Annotated in this window: 19 protein-coding genes; 15 read left to right on the top strand and 4 right to left on the bottom strand. The window is 35.1% G+C overall.

Annotated features, from left to right (window positions below; all coding sequences use genetic code 11):
* Window positions 1-11 precede the first annotated feature (11 nt).
* From prfA to QOR44_RS05345, 9 genes are all read left to right on the top strand, one after another.
* A complete protein-coding gene (prfA, locus tag QOR44_RS05385) occupies window positions 12-1,091 on the top strand; it encodes a peptide chain release factor 1 (protein ID WP_001028823.1) in 1,080 nt (359 codons plus the stop codon).
* On the top strand, window positions 1,091-1,921 hold the full coding sequence (gene prmC, locus QOR44_RS05380) for a peptide chain release factor N(5)-glutamine methyltransferase (protein WP_001104942.1): 831 nt from the start codon (window positions 1,091-1,093) through the stop codon (window positions 1,919-1,921). Before prfA ends, prmC begins: the two co-directional genes overlap by 1 nt.
* Window positions 1,914-2,510 (top strand): L-threonylcarbamoyladenylate synthase, encoded by a 597-nt coding sequence (locus QOR44_RS05375; protein WP_000998736.1) that lies wholly within the window; start codon window positions 1,914-1,916, stop codon window positions 2,508-2,510. The genes prmC and QOR44_RS05375 overlap by 8 nt, the downstream gene beginning before the upstream one ends.
* 91 nt (window positions 2,511-2,601) lie before the next feature.
* A complete protein-coding gene (gene glyA / locus QOR44_RS05370; RefSeq protein WP_000575539.1) occupies window positions 2,602-3,858 on the top strand; it encodes a serine hydroxymethyltransferase in 1,257 nt (418 codons plus the stop codon).
* Window positions 3,859-3,862: 4 nt separating this feature from the next.
* Entirely contained in the window at window positions 3,863-4,840 is a 978-nt protein-coding gene (locus tag QOR44_RS05365; protein ID WP_000968657.1) for a nucleoid-associated protein, read from the top strand.
* Window position 4,841: 1 nt separating this feature from the next.
* Window positions 4,842-5,444 (top strand): lysozyme family protein, encoded by a 603-nt coding sequence (locus tag QOR44_RS05360; RefSeq protein WP_000472259.1) that lies wholly within the window; start codon window positions 4,842-4,844, stop codon window positions 5,442-5,444.
* Window positions 5,445-5,455: 11 nt separating this feature from the next.
* Complete coding sequence (locus tag QOR44_RS05355) at window positions 5,456-7,177, top strand: ABC transporter ATP-binding protein (protein ID WP_000826942.1); 1,722 nt, start codon at window positions 5,456-5,458, stop codon at window positions 7,175-7,177.
* Entirely contained in the window at window positions 7,178-8,911 is a 1,734-nt protein-coding gene (locus QOR44_RS05350) for an ABC transporter ATP-binding protein (RefSeq protein WP_000647643.1), read from the top strand.
* Window positions 8,912-8,924: 13 nt separating this feature from the next.
* A complete protein-coding gene (locus QOR44_RS05345) occupies window positions 8,925-9,122 on the top strand; it encodes a hypothetical protein (protein ID WP_000746854.1) in 198 nt (65 codons plus the stop codon).
* 62 nt (window positions 9,123-9,184) lie between these two features.
* Here QOR44_RS05345 and QOR44_RS05340 read toward each other — a convergent pair whose 3' ends face one another.
* The 4 genes from QOR44_RS05340 to coaB all read right to left on the bottom strand — a co-directional run bounded on the left by QOR44_RS05340 (window position 9,185) and on the right by coaB (window position 12,852).
* Complete coding sequence (locus QOR44_RS05340; protein WP_000222547.1) at window positions 9,185-10,903, bottom strand: phospho-sugar mutase; 1,719 nt, start codon at window positions 10,901-10,903, stop codon at window positions 9,185-9,187.
* Between the two features lie 109 nt (window positions 10,904-11,012).
* Entirely contained in the window at window positions 11,013-11,585 is a 573-nt protein-coding gene (locus tag QOR44_RS05335; protein WP_000728786.1) for an ECF transporter S component, read from the bottom strand.
* Window positions 11,586-11,630: 45 nt separating this feature from the next.
* Window positions 11,631-12,173 (bottom strand): phosphopantothenoylcysteine decarboxylase, encoded by a 543-nt coding sequence (coaC, locus tag QOR44_RS05330; RefSeq protein WP_283572679.1) that lies wholly within the window; start codon window positions 12,171-12,173, stop codon window positions 11,631-11,633.
* On the bottom strand, window positions 12,166-12,852 hold the full coding sequence (gene coaB, locus QOR44_RS05325; RefSeq protein ID WP_001873490.1) for a phosphopantothenate--cysteine ligase: 687 nt from the start codon (window positions 12,850-12,852) through the stop codon (window positions 12,166-12,168). The genes coaC and coaB overlap by 8 nt, the downstream gene beginning before the upstream one ends.
* Window positions 12,853-13,005: 153 nt before the next feature.
* Between coaB and QOR44_RS05320 the strand changes: the two genes are divergently transcribed.
* The 6 genes from QOR44_RS05320 to QOR44_RS05295 are packed head-to-tail and all read left to right on the top strand — an operon-like array spanning window position 13,006 to window position 18,036.
* The gene (locus QOR44_RS05320; RefSeq protein ID WP_000455158.1) at window positions 13,006-13,842 is read left to right on the top strand and encodes a lipoate--protein ligase family protein; all 837 of its coding nucleotides are present in this window, start codon (window positions 13,006-13,008) and stop codon (window positions 13,840-13,842) included.
* Window positions 13,835-15,034, top strand: coding sequence for an NADH-dependent flavin oxidoreductase (locus tag QOR44_RS05315; RefSeq protein ID WP_001067088.1), 1,200 nt, complete (start codon window positions 13,835-13,837; stop codon window positions 15,032-15,034). Before QOR44_RS05320 ends, QOR44_RS05315 begins: the two co-directional genes overlap by 8 nt.
* The gene (locus QOR44_RS05310; protein WP_000778219.1) at window positions 15,031-16,017 is read left to right on the top strand and encodes an LLM class flavin-dependent oxidoreductase; all 987 of its coding nucleotides are present in this window, start codon (window positions 15,031-15,033) and stop codon (window positions 16,015-16,017) included. Before QOR44_RS05315 ends, QOR44_RS05310 begins: the two co-directional genes overlap by 4 nt.
* A 28-nt stretch (window positions 16,018-16,045) precedes the next feature.
* Entirely contained in the window at window positions 16,046-16,378 is a 333-nt protein-coding gene (locus QOR44_RS05305; RefSeq protein ID WP_000717326.1) for a glycine cleavage system H family protein, read from the top strand.
* The gene (locus QOR44_RS05300) at window positions 16,371-17,189 is read left to right on the top strand and encodes a protein-ADP-ribose hydrolase (RefSeq protein ID WP_001133613.1); all 819 of its coding nucleotides are present in this window, start codon (window positions 16,371-16,373) and stop codon (window positions 17,187-17,189) included. Before QOR44_RS05305 ends, QOR44_RS05300 begins: the two co-directional genes overlap by 8 nt.
* Window positions 17,158-18,036 (top strand): SIR2 family NAD-dependent protein deacylase, encoded by an 879-nt coding sequence (locus tag QOR44_RS05295; RefSeq protein WP_000219401.1) that lies wholly within the window; start codon window positions 17,158-17,160, stop codon window positions 18,034-18,036. Before QOR44_RS05300 ends, QOR44_RS05295 begins: the two co-directional genes overlap by 32 nt.
* Window positions 18,037-18,048: the final 12 nt, after the last annotated feature.

Here is an 18,048-nt window from a genome sequence, read left to right as displayed (position 1 = left end):
TACAAAGAAAAATGAATATTTATGATCAATTGCAGGCAGTTGAAGATCGTTATGAAGAGTTAGGTGAGTTACTTAGTGATCCAGATGTTGTTTCAGATACAAAGCGATTTATGGAATTATCGCGTGAAGAAGCTAATACTCGAGAAACTGTCACAGCTTATAGAGAATATAAGCAAGTCATTCAAAATATTTCAGATGCTGAAGAAATGATCAAGGATGCTTCTGGTGATGCTGAATTGGAAGAAATGGCTAAAGAAGAACTTAAAGAATCAAAAGCAGCTAAAGAAGAGTATGAAGAAAAATTAAAAATCCTTCTATTACCTAAAGATCCTAACGATGATAAAAACATTATTTTAGAAATTCGTGGTGCTGCTGGTGGCGATGAAGCAGCGCTTTTTGCTGGTGATCTTTTAACAATGTATCAAAAATATGCTGAAACTCAAGGATGGCGTTTTGAAGTTATGGAATCATCCGTTAATGGTGTTGGTGGTATTAAAGAAGTGGTTGCCATGGTTTCTGGTCAGTCAGTTTATTCTAAGCTTAAATATGAATCAGGAGCTCATCGTGTTCAACGTGTCCCAGTGACAGAGAGTCAGGGTCGTGTTCATACTTCAACTGCAACTGTTTTGGTAATGCCAGAAGTTGAAGAAGTAGAATACGAAATTGATCAAAAAGACCTTCGCGTCGATATTTACCACGCGTCTGGTGCTGGTGGTCAGAACGTCAATAAAGTTGCTACTGCAGTTCGTATGGTACACATTCCTACAGGAATCAAAGTTGAAATGCAAGAAGAACGTACTCAGCAAAAAAACCGTGATAAAGCGATGAAGATCATTCGTGCTCGTGTTGCTGACCATTTTGCGCAAATTGCTCAAGATGAACAAGATGCTGAACGTAAATCAACAGTTGGTACTGGTGATCGTTCAGAACGTATTCGCACTTATAATTTCCCACAAAATCGTGTAACAGATCATCGTATTGGTTTGACACTTCAAAAATTAGATACTATTTTATCTGGAAAAATGGATGAAGTTATTGATGCACTTGTTATGTATGATCAGACTCAAAAGTTAGAAGCCTTAAATAAATAATGAATTATGCGCAATTAATCAAGCATTATGAACAGTTGTTAGAGGCTTGTGGTGAAGAAGTCGAAAATTTTATTTATGTATTAAAAGACTTAAAACAATGGTCAACAACTGATTACCTTTTAAATCAAAATAGTAGTGTGAGTGATACTGATCAGCAATTAATGGAAAATATTTTTCAACAGCTTAAAAAACATAGATCACCGCAGTATATTACAGGTAAAGCTTACTTTAGAGACCTTATTTTCTTTGTTGATGAACGAGTTTTAATTCCGAGGCCTGAGACAGAAGAGTTGGTTGATCTAATCTTGTCAGAGAATAAAGTAGAAGATTGTTCTGTTTTAGATATTGGTACAGGTAGTGGAGCAATTGCCATTTCTCTAAAAAAAGAACGCCCCTCTTGGGATGTTCTAGCTAGTGACATTTCTGTATCTGCATTAGACTTGGCAAAGGAAAATGCTAATAATTGTGATGCGGAAGTGACTTTTATAGAATCAGATGTCTTTAGTAACATTTCAGGTAAATTTGATATTATTGTGTCTAATCCTCCCTATATTTCTTACAATGACAAAGACGAGGTGGGGAAGAATGTGCTAGCTTCAGAGCCTCATAGTGCCCTTTTTGCAGACGAAGAAGGATTAGCTATTTATCGTAAAATCATTGAAAACTCAAGAGAATATTTGCAACCTAGAGGTAAATTATATTTTGAAATAGGTTACAAACAAGGTGATGATTTACGAAGTTTATTGAAAAGATATTTTCCAAACAATCGTTGCAGAGTTTTGAAAGATATATTTGGTAAAGATAGAATGGTGGTATTAGATAATGAATGATTTGGGACAGATTTTAGAGGATCATGGCGCAGTTATTATGCCAACAGAAACGGTCTACGGAATCTTTGCCAAAGCTTTGAGTGAAGAAGCTGTGAACCACGTCTATGAGCTTAAAAAAAGGCCTCGTGATAAGGCTATGAACTTAAATATATGTGATTTTGAGACTATTTTAAAATATTCTAAAAATCAACCGACCTATTTGAAGCAATTGTACGATGCTTTTTTACCAGGACCGCTAACCATTATTTTGGAAGCTTCACAAGAAGTTCCGCATTGGATCAATTCTGGGTTATCAAGCGTAGGATTTCGGATGCCTAAGCACCCTGTAACCCTTGATATGATAGCTAACCATGGTCCATTGATTGGTCCTTCTGCTAATATTTCTGGATGTGATAGTGGTCGTGTATTCTCAGAAATTCAAAAACAGTTTAATCATCAAGTTTTAGGTATTGAAGATGATAAAGCATTGACAGGTGTGGATTCTACTATTATTGATTTGTCTGGTGATAGAGTTAAGATTTTAAGGCAGGGTGCAATCACGCAAGAGGTACTAACGGCTACGATACCTGAATTAATTTTTGAAAATTAATTTAATCATCTTGCAACTAATAGTAAAAATGTGATAAATATAATGATTGAAACCATTATTTAAAAGTTATAACGAGCTTAAGGAGTAAAAAATGATTTTTGATAAAGACAATTTTAAAGAATTTGACCAAGAACTTTGGCAGGCTATTCATGATGAGGAAATTCGCCAACAAAATAATATTGAATTAATTGCATCAGAAAACGTTGTTTCAAAAGCTGTTATGGCAGCACAAGGTTCTGTTTTGACAAATAAATATGCCGAAGGGTATCCTAGTCATCGTTATTATGGAGGAACAGATTGTGTTGATGTAGTTGAAAGTTTAGCTATAGAACGAGCTAAGATGTTATTTAATGCTGAGTTTGCTAATGTTCAACCACATTCTGGTAGTCAGGCTAATGCAGCAGCTTACATGGCTTTAATCGAGCCAGGAGATACTGTCTTAGGGATGGACTTAGCAGCAGGTGGGCACTTAACACATGGCGCTTCAGTTAGCTTCTCAGGAAAAACTTATCATTTTGTTTCTTACTCTGTTGATCCTAAGACGGAGATGCTAGACTATGATAACATTTTGAAAATAGCACAGGAAACGCAACCTAAATTAATTGTTGCAGGGGCGTCGGCCTATTCTCGCATTATTGATTTTGAAAAGTTTCGTCAAATAGCAGACGCAGTAGATGCTTACTTAATGGTTGACATGGCTCACATTGCAGGTTTAGTTGCTTCTGGTCATCATCCTAGTCCTATTCCTTATGCTCATGTAACGACAACGACAACACATAAGACTCTACGTGGACCTAGAGGTGGTTTGATTTTAACCAATGATGAAGCAATTGCTAAAAAAATTAATTCTGCAGTCTTTCCAGGACTCCAAGGTGGACCATTAGAACATGTAATTGCTGCAAAAGCTGTAGCTTTGAAAGAAGCCCTAGATCCTTCCTTTAAAATATACGGTGAGGATATTATTAAAAATGCTCAAGCCATGGCTAAAGTTTTTAAAGAAGATGATGACTTTCATTTGATTTCTGATGGTACTGATAATCATTTGTTCTTAGTAGACGTCACAAAAGTTATTGAGAATGGCAAAAAGGCACAAAATGTTCTTGAAGAAGTCAATATCACCCTTAACAAGAACTCTATACCGTTTGAGCGACTATCACCATTTAAAACATCAGGTATTCGAATTGGTACTCCAGCAATCACTAGTCGAGGAATGGGAGTTGAAGAATCTCGAAGAATCGCTGAATTAATGATTAAGGCACTCAAAAATCATGAAAATCAAGATGTCCTCACAGAAGTTCGTCAAGAAATTAAATCATTAACGGACGCTTTCCCTTTGTATGAGAATTAATGTTATGATGGATTTTTATATCAAACAGATTATTATACATCAGTTTTCTCCTAACGACACAGAGTTAGTGCTATCAGATACTCCGTTAACCCTAACTCCAAGGATTGATGACTACTTTCGTAAAAAATTAAGTAAAGTTTTTTCTGATGAAGCTAAGCGTGGCTATTTTGGAGAGGATAATGTATTTATGAGTCATTTACAAGATGATTTATATGTTTCTTCCTGTCAAATTGCGCAACTTTGGAAAGAAGAGTTTGTCATATCGGAAGATCAAAAAACGAATGACTTAGTTTTTATTCAATTTGACAAGGATGGAATGGAACATTTTGCTTTTCTTCGAATCTCATTAAAGGAACAATTTGCTCATGTTTCTGAAAATCAAGAGCAACCAATTACAATAACACAGAATAACCTTCCAAGTGCTGCTCAAACTCCAGATGAAGCTTTGGTTGTTAACAAGTCATCAAAGCAATACTATTTAATTGAAAAGCGTATCAAACACAATGGTTCATTTGCTAATTATTTTTCTGAAAATTTATTACAAGTACAACCAGAACAGTCTGTTAAAAAATCTATCAAAATGGTTGAACAGACAGCTCAAAAAATTGCTGAAAATTTCAACAAAGATGATTTTTCTTTCCAATCAAAAATGAGATCGGCTATTTACAAGAATTTAGAAGAAGAGCAAGAATTGTCTCCAGAAAAATTAGCAGATCAATTATTTGATGATAATTTAACAGCCAGGCTGACTTTTGTTGATGAATTGAAAGACGCAATACCTGGACCTGTTCAAGTAAGTGATATTGATCATTCCCGTCAAATTAAGAAGTTAGAGAATCAGAAGCTATCTCTTTCAAATGGTATTGAATTGATTGTACCCAACAATGTCTACCAAGATGCCGAATCAGTTGAATTTATCCAAAACCCTGATGGTACATACTCAATACTAATCAAAAACATACAGGATATTCAAAATAAATAATATGTTTAAATTTTTAAAACGTTTGATAGCATTAATTATTATTATTTTCATTGGGTACCGTCTAGTTATCATCCATGAAAATGTTAAAAAAGTGCTTCAATATCATGATTTAGTGCAGAATACTCTTGCAGAGAATGGTTCAGAGGCTAATGTGCACTTAGTATTATCTATGATTTATACTGAAACTAAGGGAGATGCTATAGATGTGATGCAATCAAGTGAAAGTATCAGTGGAACTACGAACAGTATTACGGATAGCCACACCAGTATTAAACATGGCGTCACTCTGTTGTCACAAAATATAAGTCAAGCTAAAAAAGCTAAGGTTGATGTATGGACTGCTGTCCAAGCATACAATTTTGGTTCTTCTTATATTGATTATGTAGCGGATCATGGGGGTGAAAATTCCATTGAGTTGGCCAAAAATTACTCTAAAAATGTTGTAGCTCCCAGCCTAGGAAATTATAACGGGGACACTTACTTTTACTATCATCCTCTCGCCTTAATTTCAGGAGGGAAGCTCTATAAAAATGGTGGTAATATTTACTACTCACGTGAAGTTCAATTCAACCTTTATTTGATAAAAATAATGGAGTTGTTTTAAGAAGGGTAAGTATGAAAAGACTAACTTATTATTTTAAGGGGTATATCAAAGAAACTATCTTTGGACCCCTTTTCAAATTATTAGAAGCCTCTTTTGAACTTTTGGTACCAATCGTTATTGCAAAAATGATTGACGAGACCATTCCACGAGGGGATAGAAGTAGTTTACTGTTGCAAATTGGATTGATTTTCTTTTTGGCTGCGGTGGGTGTTGTAGTAGCGATAACTGCTCAATATTATTCTTCAAAAGCCGCAGTTGGTTATACGAGACAATTGACAGAGGATCTCTATCAAAAAGTCATGTCACTGGGTAAAAAAGACAGAGATGAATTGGGAACTGCTAGTTTGATTACTCGTTTGACTGCTGATACATTTCAAATCCAAACTGGTTTAAATCAATTTTTACGTTTATTTTTGAGGGCTCCGATTATTGTTTTTGGTGCCATAATTATGGCTTTTTCCATTAGCCCCTCATTGACTATTTGGTTCTTGGTAATGGTTGTCACGTTATTTATCATTGTTTTTGTAATGTCTCGACTATTAAATCCTATTTACCTTAAAATCAGAACTTCAACCGATTATTTGGTAAAGTTGACTAGGCAACAACTTCAAGGTGTACGAGTTATCCGTGCCTTTAATCAAGTAGATAGAGAGAGTGAAGCATTTAATGATATCAATTATCATTATACGAATTTACAATTAAAAGCAGGTAGGCTTTCTAGTTTAGTAACGCCTCTAACATTTCTAGTTGTTAATATCACTTTGGTTGTGATTATTTGGCGTGGTAATTTAAATATAGCTAATCATCTTTTATCACAAGGAATGTTGGTTGCTTTAATTAATTACTTATTGCAAATTCTTGTTGAATTGTTAAAAATGACAATGTTGGTGACATCACTGAACCAAAGTTATATCAGTGCTAAGCGAATTATAGCCGTTTTTGAAAGACCGTCTGAAATAATTGATGACAAACTTGAGCCAAAATATTCGAATAAGGCTTTAGAAGTGCAAGAAATGGCATTTTCTTATCCAAATTCCTCTGAAAAAGCTTTATCTGATATTACTTTTTCTATGAATGTAGGAGAAACTTTAGGGATAATTGGTGGAACTGGCTCTGGGAAATCAACCTTGGTTAATTTACTGCTTCATATTTATAAAGTGCAAGAAGGGGATATTGATATATATCATCAGGGAAAAAGTCCAGATACAATTTCAAATTGGCGTAGCCTGGTAAGAGTTGTTCCTCAAAATGCTCAGTTGTTTAAAGGAACTATTCGTTCTAACCTTTCTTTGGGACTTGGTAAAGTTAGTGAGGAAAAACTTTGGACTGCTTTAGAAATAGCACAAGCTAGTGATTTTGTAAAAGAAAAAGATGGTCAACTTGATGCCCCTGTAGAGAGTTTTGGTAGGAATTTCTCTGGTGGTCAAAGGCAAAGGTTGACGATTGCAAGAGCTTTAGTTCAAGATAAGATACCATTTTTGATTTTAGACGATGCAACATCTGCATTGGATTATTTAACAGAAGCTTGTTTATTTAAAGCTATAACTAAACATTTCAACCAAACTAATCTTATTATTGTATCACAGAGAATTAATAGTATACAAAATGCAGATAGAATCTTACTCCTTGATAAGGGGAAACAAGTTGGTTTTGATAATCATCAATCTTTATTAGCTCATAACAAAGTTTATAAGTCCATTTACCATTCACAAAATTTTAAGGAGGAGGAGTAAATGAAAGCAAGTCATCCTAAAAAGATACAAAAAAAGCTTGTTCAAGATCTTCTTTCTAAAAAAAGCTTAGTAGGAATGGCATTATTAGGGACGGTTGTACAAGTTTGCCTCACTGTTTATTTGCCTGTTCTAATTGGACAAGCGGTAGACGTTGTATTATCACCTCATTCTATGATATTATTGTTACCTATAATGTGGAAGATGATTGCAGTCATTTTAGCAAATACTATTATTCAATGGATTAATCCTCTGCTCTATAACCGCTTAATTTTTCATTATGTTGCTTCTTTAAGAAAGGCTGTAATGGAAAAGTTGAATCAATTACCTGTAGCTTACCTTGATAAACGTGGCATAGGTGACTTGATTAGTCGTGTGACTACCGATACGGAGCAATTATCAAATGGTTTATTAATGGTTTTTAACCAGTTCTTTGTTGGTTTATTAACTATTCTAGTTACTATTTTTAGTATGGCAAAGATTGATTTATTAATGCTTTTTTTGGTATTATTTCTGACGCCTTTATCACTCTTTCTAGCCCGCTTTATTGCTAAAAAGAGTTATCACTTATATCAAAATCAAACGGCATCACGAGGACGACAAACTCAATTCATTGAAGAGATGGTGAGTCAAGAAAGCCTTATTCAAGCATTCAGTGCGCAAGAAGAAAGTAGTGATCATTTTAGGACTATTAATCAAGAGTATGCTAACTTTTCTCAATCAGCAATTTTTTATTCTTCGACTGTCAATCCATCAACCCGATTTATCAATAGTTTGATTTATGGCTTCTTAGCTGGGATTGGTGCCCTTCGTATTATGTCAGGGGCTTTTAGTGTTGGTCAATTAATCACTTTCTTAAATTATGTCAATCAATATACTAAGCCATTTAATGACATCTCTTCCGTCCTGTCTGAGATGCAAAGTGCTCTGGCTTGTGCAGAACGCCTTTACTCTATTTTAGAAGAATCGTCACCAAATATAACAGGGACAGAAAAACTTGATTCATCAACGGTCAAGGGTCAAATCGATTTTAAAAATGTTGTTTTTGGTTATAATAAATCAAAACCACTATTGAATGGTATTAATTTACACATTCCAGCAGGAGCTAAGGTCGCTATTGTAGGACCAACAGGTGCTGGGAAGTCTACTTTAATCAATTTATTAATGCGTTTCTATGAAGTTGACGAGGGAAATATCCTTTTAGATGGTAAGCCTATTACTGATTATGAGCCATCACAATTAAGGCAAGAAATTGGAATGGTATTACAAGAAACGTGGTTAAAAAGTGCTACGATTCACGATAACATTGCATATGCCAATCCTAAAGCTAGCCGTGACGAAGTGATAGAGGCTGCAAAAGCAGCTAATGCAGATTTCTTTATCAAACAATTACCGAATGGATATGATACGTATTTAGAAGATGCTGGAGATTCGTTATCACAGGGGCAATGTCAGCTATTGACAATTGCTCGTATTTTTCTTAAATTACCTAGAATATTGATATTAGATGAGGCGACATCGTCTATAGATACTCGTACTGAAGTTCTTGTTCAAGAAGCATTCCAAATGTTGATGAAGGGGAGAACAAGCTTTATTATTGCACATCGCTTATCTACCATTCAAACAGCAGATATTATTTTAGTTATGGTATCTGGTGAAATTGTAGAAGTGGGTAACCACTCTGAATTAATGGCTCAAAAAGGTATTTATTATCAAATGCAAAATGCGCAAAAGTAGTAAGAGGAATTATATGAAAAAAAGGCTTCAACTATTATTACTGATATTTATTTCTGCAGTTTCATGGTTTATCAGTAACCAACTAGCAACTAAGAATACGGTATTATCTGTTTTAATAGGTTTAGTTGCAGTTATTGGGATAACGTGGTTAATTTTAAGTCTGCTCTATTATTTGTTCGTGAAGTTAATTGCAGTTATATTTCATAATTGAAAATAATAGAACATCGTTAGATAGATATAAAAAAGCTAGGAGTAAGTTCCTAGCTTTTTTTATTAATTTACAAATGTTGTAATCTCTTTTTCAATATTGGCGATTTTTGTTTCTGCATCTGCTAAATCATTACCGACCGTGGCAATATAGAACTTGATTTTTGGTTCAGTTCCTGAAGGGCGAACTGCAATCCATGAATCATCAGCTAACGTGTACTTCAAAACATTACTTGGAGGAGTTGTTAAGTTAGATATTGTTCCATCATTTTTAGTAGCGGTTTGTTTTTGGAAATCTTCTAATAATACAATATCAGTATTGTTAAATTGTTTTGGACCATTTTCACGGAATTTGTCCATAATCTTCTTAATTTCAGCAGCTCCATCCACACCTGAAAGTGTTACTGAAATCGTTTTTTCAGCAAAATAACCATATTCTTTGTAAATTTCATCAATACCATCTGCAAGTGTTAAACCACGCGAACGGTAATAAGCTGCAATCTCAGCAACCAAAAGAACTGCTTGAATAGCGTCTTTATCACGGACAAATGGTTTAATAAGATATCCGAAGCTTTCTTCAAAACCAAACATATAGGTGTGGTTATGTTTTTCTTCAAACTCTTGAATTTTCTCAGCGATGAATTTAAATCCAGTTAAAACGTTAAACATTGTAGCGCCATAACTTTCGGCAATTTTTGTTACTAATTCTGTTGATACGATTGATTTAGCGAGAGCAGCATTTTCTGGAAGTGTTCCTGCTGTTTTATGAGCTTCCAGGATGTATTTCGCAATAATCGCTCCAATTTGATTTCCAGAAAGGTTTTTATAAGAACCATCTGGTTGGCGAATTTCAACGCCTAGGCGGTCTGCATCAGGATCAGTAGCTACTAAGACATCTGCATCAACTTCTCGTCCGAGTTCTTCAGCAAGAGCAAAGGCAGCTTGGCTTTCAGGGTTAGGAGATTTGACAGTAGAAAAGTCTGGATCTGCCTTAGCTTGTGATTCTACTACAACAACAGATTCAAAACCGGCTTGAGCAAGGGCACGGCGTGTCAACATCTCACCAGTTCCGTGGAGAGGAGTATAGACAATTTTCATGTCTTTTCCAAAGTTATTGATTAAATCTTGATTGATATTAACATCTTTAACCTCTCTAAGATATTCAATATCAACATCTTCACCGATAACTTGAATAAGACCCGATGATTTGCTTTCATCTAAATCAGCAAGTTCAACTGCAAATGGATTTTCAATAGCACGGATAAAGTCTGTTAGTGCATCAGCATCAGCTGGTGGTAGTTGACCTCCGTCTTGTCCATAGACTTTATAACCATTGAAAGGTGCTGGATTGTGGCTTGCAGTAACCATAATACCAGCGTAGGCATTTAAATGGCGAACAGCAAAAGAGAGTTCTGGTGTTGGACGAAGAGCTTCAAATACGTAAGATTTAATTCCATGCTGTGCCAAGACCTGTGCAGACTCAAAAGCAAATTCTGGAGAGAAGTGGCGTGAATCATAGGCAATGGCTACACCACGTTTTTTAGCTTCCTCTCCCTTAGTTTCGATTAATTTTGCCAATCCTTCGGTTGCTTGACGGACAACATAAATATTAATACGATTTGTACCAGCACCAATATAACCACGCATACCAGCAGTACCAAATTCTAAGTTTGTGTAAAAAGCATCTTCTTTTGTTTTTTCATCCATTGATAGTAATTCTTGACGAAGATAGTCAGGAAGCTGCTCAAAATCTAACCATTTTTGAAAATTTTCTGTGTAAGTCATTGAAATACTCCTTCAATATTTATAAACGCTTTCATTATAACATGTTTTTTTCAATATGACTATAAAATATAAGTAAGAAAAGCCAGGAAGATTTCTTCCTGGCCAGTTTTTAATGTTTAATATTGAGAATACGAGGAACAGTTAGATATACAATGATAGCTGCAATGACCATCTCAGCTAATGAATTAGATGAAATAATCCCAGCGAGCATTAGCTTGATATTCCCATTATAAGTACTTGAAAAAAAGATAAAAATTCCAGATAAAACAAATACTGTGTTTGTTAGAGAGCCTATAGCACCTGAGATAGCCAAACCAAAGCGGTTGTGTAGTAATTTGTAAACGAAATAAGGAATAATCCCGATTAGAATACGTGGTACAAGTGCAATAATTAGCGAATAAAAATTACCATTTTCAACAAAAGGTGAGAAGAGGTAACTCGTTGGTAATAGAACAATGCTGCTGTTAGCTACGCTGATCCCCCCCATTAAGGCGCCTAGAGTTGCACCAATACGAGGTCCATAGGCTATAGATGCAATAATAACTGGGATATGCATCAAAGTAGGTTTAATAGGAACTAACCAAAAACTAAAAATAAATGATGACAAAAAATGAATGACAAGCATAATAGCAAAAAAGATTGCAATTATAGCAATGTTAGAGGATTTGTTTTTCTTTTTCATTATAACTCCTTAAATTAAACTAGAAATAGTATACAAATTTACAGCCTAATTTGCAACTTCTTGTATACATTTAAGTATAGTAGAGATATCAGCTAGGGCTCCTTGACCGGTATCACCACAGGCAAGCAAACTAATACGAGGTTCAATTTCCTGATAACCTATTTTTTTCAAAATATCAATATTACGTTGGGTGATTGTATTATGATACATCTTTGTATTCATTGCTGGTGCGATAAGTTTTGGAGTTCCATCAGGCATAGCAAGAGCAACGCTTGTTACGATGTTATCAGCGAAGCCATATGCTAGATGAGCAATAGTATTAGCAGAGGCAGGTGCAACGATAAATAAATCTGTGCGTTTTGCTAATTCGATATGGTTGATGATTTTTGGGTTATGCTCATCCATAACATCTAAATGAATAGGATTTTTTGATAATACTTGCAGAGTTAACGGTGTAATAAATTCTGTGGCAGCTTGTGTCATTATGATATGAACATCATAGCCAATTTTAGTTAATTGACTTGTAAGGTCTGCTGCTTTATAGGCCGAAATTGAACCGGTGACGGCTAGTGTAATACGTTTAATCATATTTTTTTACCTTCTCGTAAATTAATTGAGCAATGTCTTCTTTGGTGGTAGCTTTATACACATTATCATGATCAAGTAGGTAGGCTATGTGATGTTTTGAGGTAATATCAATGAGGTCATTAGCTAAAATAAACGTAGCTTTATTTTTGATTAAGCTATGACGAGCAACTTTAAAAAGGTTTTCTTTAGTAACGTTCACAAGTAGTTTAAAACCTACTAGAGTAATTTGAGGATTCCATTTTTTCACAAGGCTGATAACTTTTGGTGTTTTTTTGAGAAAAAGGACTTGATATTCTGATTCAGATGATATTTTCCCTTCGTGGTTATCTTTGCGCAAAAAAGTATCTAAATCATCGCTTGATTTAACCTTTTCGAAATCAGCCATGTAGACGGGGGTATAGTCAGACACTGCCATGCTATGAATTAAAATATCATGTTCTTTCACTAATGGCTTCAAGGTTTTTATTAATGAGTCAACGTCCTCAATCTCAAATATGGATAAGTTGGTAGCAGATTCTGGTTTGACTGCATTTTTAGTAGTCACGAGTGTCACCTGATGTCCTTCTCGTAAATATTTTTCTGCAATTATTTTTCCTAAAGTTCCTGTTGCGTGATTCGTGATACTCCTAACGGTATCAATTTTCTCGGTAGTTCCACCTGATGTAATCAAAATTTTCATAGCCATATTGTACATAAAAAAATGCTTTTCGTAAATAAAAGATATATTTCTTCTTGATAGTAATGGAATTTGAGGGAAACTTACTGGAAAATTTCAAGCGATTGCGATAAAATAAATCTTGCAGAGTTTTCTAGAGAAAGGAGGTCAGATTTATTGGAATGGCAAGATCTAGCGCAGTTACCTGTATCTATTTTTAAAGACTATGTTACAGATGCTCAAGACGCGGAAAAACCTTTTATATGGACAGAAGTATTTTTAAGGGAGATTAATCGCTCAAATCAAGAAATTATTTTGCATATTTGGCCGATGACTAAGACAGTCATTCTGGGGATGTTAGATCGAGAATTACCACATTTAGAATTAGCTAAAAAAGAAATCATCAGTCGTGGCTATGAACCAGTTGTTCGGAATTTTGGTGGTCTCGCAGTTGTAGCTGATGAAGGAATTTTAAATTTTTCATTGGTTATTCCAGATGTTTTTGAGAGAAAATTGTCTATCTCAGATGGGTATCTTATAATGGTCGATTTTATTAGAAGTATATTTTCGGATTTTTATCAACCTATTGAGCACTTTGAAGTAGAGACCTCCTATTGTCCTGGTAAGTTTGATCTTAGTATAAATGGCAAAAAATTTGCTGGCTTGGCTCAGCGCCGTATAAAAAATGGTATTGCGGTATCGATTTACCTTAGCGTTTGTGGCGATCAAAAAGAGCGGAGTCGAATGATTTCAGATTTCTATAAGATTGGTCTAGGTGATACGGGTAGTCCAATTGCTTATCCAAATGTAGATCCTGAAATTATGGCTAATCTATCTGATCTATTAGATTGTCCTATGACAGTAGAAGATGTTATTGATCGTATGTTGATTAGCCTTAAACAAGTAGGTTTTAATGATCGTTTACTGATGATTAGGCCCGATTTAGTTGCAGAGTTTGATAGATTTCAGGCTAAGTCTATGGCTAATAAGGGGACGGTGAGCAGAGATGAATAATGTCCAAGGTAATTTATTTCGTCCATTAACGCTTCCCAATGGATTGAGCTTAGAAAATCGTTTTGTTCTATCACCTATGGTAACTAATTCTTCTACATCAGAAGGTTTTGTAACTGATGACGACATAGCATATGCTGTTCGTCGTGCTAAATCTGCTCCATTACAAATTACTGGAGCAGCATATATCACAGAATATGGTCAGTTATTTGAATATGGTTTTAGCGTTTCAAAGGATGAGGACATTCCTGGTTTGACTAAATTGGCTAAAGCAATGAAGTCTAAGGGAGCGAAAGCTGTTTTGCAGCTGACGCATGCTGGACGTTTCTCAAGTCACACTTTGGCAAGACACGGATATGTGTATGGTCCCAGCCCTATGCAATTGCAATCGCCATACCCACATCAGGTTAAAGAACTAACACACAAAGATATACTAAGAATTATCGATGAATATGTCCAGGCTACAAGACGAGCTATACAAGCTGGATTTGATGGTGTTGAAATATCTTCTGCACAACGATTACTAATTCAAACTTTTTTCTCAACCTTCTCAAATCAAAGAAAAGATGAGTATGGTCCTCAAACTTTGACTAATCGCTGTCGTTTAGGCTTAGAAGTTTTTAAAGCGGTACAAAAAGTTATTAGAGAAGAAGCAGAGTCAGATTTTATCCTTGGTTTTAGAGCGACGCCTGAAGAAACTCGCGGTTCACAAATTGGATATAGCATTGAAGAGTTTATGGAATTTCTTGAAAAAATTTTAGCGATTGCTCAGGTAGATTATCTTGCCATTGCAAGCTGGGGGCATGATGTCTTTAGAAATACTATACGTTCTGAGGGAGTTTACAAAGGGCAGCTGGTTAATCAAGTTATATTTGAACATTTTGGTGATAGAGTTCCAATTATGGCAACTGGAGGTATTAATAGTGCTTCAAAGGTGTTTGAAGCCTTACAACATGCTCATATGGTAGGAGCTTCCACGCCCTTAGTAGTTGATCCGGAATTTTTACAAAAAATAAAAGCTAAGCGTTCTGATCAGATTAATTTAAGGATTAAAGTGAGTGATTTAGAAGGTTTGGCGATTCCAAAAGCCTCCTTTAAAGATATTGTTCCTTTGATGGATTATGGAGAATCTTTACCAAAGGAAGCTCGAGAAGTTTTTAGAGAACTTCGAAGCAATTATAGGGAGGAAAGATGAAATTAAGTGTCCTTGATTATGGGCTTATTGATTATGGAAAAACTGCAAGTGATGCAATACAAGAAACGATTCTTTTATCACAAGAGGCGGAGCGACTAGGCTATCATCAATTTTGGGTGGCTGAACATCACGGTGTTAAGGCATTCAGTATTAGCAATCCAGAATTAATGATAATGCATTTGGCTAACCAGACTAAATCTATCAAAATTGGCTCTGGAGGTATAATGCCTCTGCACTATAGTAGTTTTAAACTCGCGGAGACTCTCAAAACACTAGAGACATGTCATCCGAATCGAGTAAGTATTGGTTTAGGAAATTCACTAGGGACAGTTAAAGTTTCAAATGCACTTCGTAGCTTACATAAAGCACATGACTACGAAGAGGTACTGGAGGAATTGAAGTCATGGCTTATTGATGAATCATCCAGTAAGGAACCATTAGTTCAACCGGCTCTTTCTAGCTTCCCAGACCTATATGTGTTGGGGAGTGGTCAAAAATCAGCTCATCTAGCAGCTAAACTTGGCTTAGGCTTTACCTTCGGTGTTTTTCCTTTTATGGACAAAGACCCATTGACAGAAGCTAAAAAGCTTTCATCTCTTTATTATCATCAGTTTGAAGAATATTATCCTAATAAGTCTCCTAATTTGATGATAGCTGCATTTGTAGTTATAGCTGATACTTCAGAAGAAGCTGAAAACATAGCAAAGACTTTAGATATCTGGATGCTAGGAAATAAAGACTTCAATGAATTTGCAACATTTCCTACTATTGAAGAAGCTAATCATTACCAATTGACTCCTGAACAAAAAGCAAAAATTAAATCAAATCGCCACCGTATGATTGTAGGTGATCCAAAACAAGTTAAAGAAAGCCTTGACGCTTTAGTTAATGCTAGTCAAGCAGAAGAACTACTTTTGATTCCTCTTGTTCCAGGGCTTGATCAACGAATCAAATCCTTAAAATTATTATCACAGTTATATTAATCACGTTTTCTCAGAAAGGAAAATACTCATGAAAAAAATTGCGAACTACTTATTAATTGAAAAAAATGAAGAACTTTATACTATCAGCTTAACTCCCGAACTTCAAGATGACTTGGGAACTGTTGGATATGTGGAATTCACAGACGATACAAATTTAGAAGTTGATGATGTTATTTTAAATATTGAAGCTTCAAAGACGGTTATGGCAATTTTATCTCCTCTTACAGGTAAAGTTGTTAAAGTTAATACAGCTGCAAGTCAAGAACCAACTTTGTTAAATTCTGAAAAAGCTGACGAAAATTGGTTGGTTGTGTTAACAGACGTTGATTATGCTGCTTTTGAAGCTTTAGAAAATGCCTAATCAAAAACAACTATTGCTAGCCATGATTGAGTATCTTCGGTCAGAAAAATTAACAGACGTTGATGACTTGAGGACCACCGATTTACAAACGGTTTGGCGTGGTCTAGTTAATCAACAAGATCCTCAAAACATTAGTCAAGAGTACCTGTCTTTAGAAGATAGGTATTTGTCACATTGGTGGAATACTCAAAAAGTAAAAACGATAGACGTCTGTCATCAAACGGTATATTCAAATGTATTTACCTACTATGGGGATATTTGCTTATTACAAGTGGATGCTATTGTTAATGCAGCAAATAGTAAGTTGTTAGGTTGTTTTATTCCTAACCACCATTGTATTGACAATCAGATTCATACATTTGCAGGTTCACGATTACGTTTAGCATGTCATCAATTGATGACAGAACAAGGACGAATGGAAGCTGTAGGACAAGCTAAACTTACCGAATCCTATCATCTTCCTTGTAAGTATGTTATTCATACAGTCGGACCTTATGTAAAAGTTGATCAAAAGCCATCTCGTATAAGAGAGGATTTATTAAAGTCTTCTTATAAATCTTGCTTACAATTGGCAGTTCGAGCTAATCTTAAAACAATTGTCTTCCCTTGTATATCAACGGGAGAATTTGGTTTTCCTAATCAAAGAGCTGCTGAATTGGCTGTTCAAGCGATATTAGAGTGGCAACGCGAAAATCAGCACAAACTCTATATTATTTTCAATACATTCACACCTAAAGACCAAGAGATTTATCAAAAATTATTATTAAAAGAGGAAATAGATGACAGTGTGGAAGACTCTAGAAAAAACTAATCATTCTCAATCAGAAATACTAAGTCAGTTAATAGAAGAATCAGATGCTATTGTAGTTGGTATTGGTGCAGGCATGTCTGCAGCGGATGGATTCACCTATATTGGCCCCAGATTTGAAGAAGCTTTTCCGGATTTTATTGCTAAATATCAACTATTAGATATGTTGCAAGCAAGTCTTTATGACTTTGAAGATTGGGAAGAATATTGGGCCTTCCAAAGTCGTTTTGTGGCACTTAATTATTTAGATCAACCGGTAGGACAAGCTTATCTTGATTTAAAGGATATTTTAGCGAAAAAAGAATATCATATTATTACAACTAATGCTGATAATGCCTTCGCTGTGGCTGATTATAATTTAGAAAAAGTTTTTCATATTCAAGGTGAATATGGCTTATGGCAGTGTAGTCAACATTGTCATCAACAAACTTATCGAAATGATCAGGCAATTCGTCAAATGATTGCACAACAAAAGGATATGAAGATTCCTAGTAACTTAATCCCCAAATGCCCAAAGTGTGATCAACCGTTTGAAATTAATAAACGTAACGAAGAAAAAGGTATGGTGGAAGATGCTGACTTTCATGCTCAACGACAACGTTATGAAAATTTCTTATCACAACATCAAAATGACAAAGTTCTTTATCTAGAGATTGGAGTTGGACATACCACGCCACAATTTATTAAGCATCCGTTTTGGCGATTCGTCTCTTTAAATGAAAACTCTTTATTTGTTACTCTTAATCACAAGCATTATCGCATTCCTCAAAAGATTCGCTCAAGGAGTGTGCAACTGACACAGCATATCGCTGAATTAATTGCTGAAGCGAAAAAAGAAATTATTGGATAACTAAATTGCTAT

This window comes from Streptococcus agalactiae, from assembly GCF_949788565.1.
Taxonomy (GTDB): domain Bacteria; phylum Bacillota; class Bacilli; order Lactobacillales; family Streptococcaceae; genus Streptococcus; species Streptococcus agalactiae.
This window is presented reverse-complemented; position numbering and strand designations above follow the sequence as displayed.

Coding starts and splice junctions, on each gene's coding strand:
- prfA (WP_001028823.1), top strand. CDS start 12: ATGAATATTTATGATCAATTGCAGGCAGTTGAAGATCGTTATGAAGAG.
- prmC (WP_001104942.1), top strand. CDS start 1,091: ATGAATTATGCGCAATTAATCAAGCATTATGAACAGTTGTTAGAGGCT.
- QOR44_RS05375 (WP_000998736.1), top strand. CDS start 1,914: ATGAATGATTTGGGACAGATTTTAGAGGATCATGGCGCAGTTATTATG.
- glyA (WP_000575539.1), top strand. CDS start 2,602: ATGATTTTTGATAAAGACAATTTTAAAGAATTTGACCAAGAACTTTGG.
- QOR44_RS05365 (WP_000968657.1), top strand. CDS start 3,863: ATGATGGATTTTTATATCAAACAGATTATTATACATCAGTTTTCTCCT.
- QOR44_RS05360 (WP_000472259.1), top strand. CDS start 4,842: ATGTTTAAATTTTTAAAACGTTTGATAGCATTAATTATTATTATTTTC.
- QOR44_RS05355 (WP_000826942.1), top strand. CDS start 5,456: ATGAAAAGACTAACTTATTATTTTAAGGGGTATATCAAAGAAACTATC.
- QOR44_RS05350 (WP_000647643.1), top strand. CDS start 7,178: ATGAAAGCAAGTCATCCTAAAAAGATACAAAAAAAGCTTGTTCAAGAT.
- QOR44_RS05345 (WP_000746854.1), top strand. CDS start 8,925: ATGAAAAAAAGGCTTCAACTATTATTACTGATATTTATTTCTGCAGTT.
- QOR44_RS05340 (WP_000222547.1), bottom strand. CDS start 10,903: ATGACTTACACAGAAAATTTTCAAAAATGGTTAGATTTTGAGCAGCTT.
- QOR44_RS05335 (WP_000728786.1), bottom strand. CDS start 11,585: ATGAAAAAGAAAAACAAATCCTCTAACATTGCTATAATTGCAATCTTT.
- coaC (WP_283572679.1), bottom strand. CDS start 12,173: ATGATTAAACGTATTACACTAGCCGTCACCGGTTCAATTTCGGCCTAT.
- coaB (WP_001873490.1), bottom strand. CDS start 12,852: ATGAAAATTTTGATTACATCAGGTGGAACTACCGAGAAAATTGATACC.
- QOR44_RS05315 (WP_001067088.1), top strand. CDS start 13,835: ATGAATAATGTCCAAGGTAATTTATTTCGTCCATTAACGCTTCCCAAT.
- QOR44_RS05310 (WP_000778219.1), top strand. CDS start 15,031: ATGAAATTAAGTGTCCTTGATTATGGGCTTATTGATTATGGAAAAACT.
- QOR44_RS05305 (WP_000717326.1), top strand. CDS start 16,046: ATGAAAAAAATTGCGAACTACTTATTAATTGAAAAAAATGAAGAACTT.
- QOR44_RS05300 (WP_001133613.1), top strand. CDS start 16,371: ATGCCTAATCAAAAACAACTATTGCTAGCCATGATTGAGTATCTTCGG.
- QOR44_RS05295 (WP_000219401.1), top strand. CDS start 17,158: ATGACAGTGTGGAAGACTCTAGAAAAAACTAATCATTCTCAATCAGAA.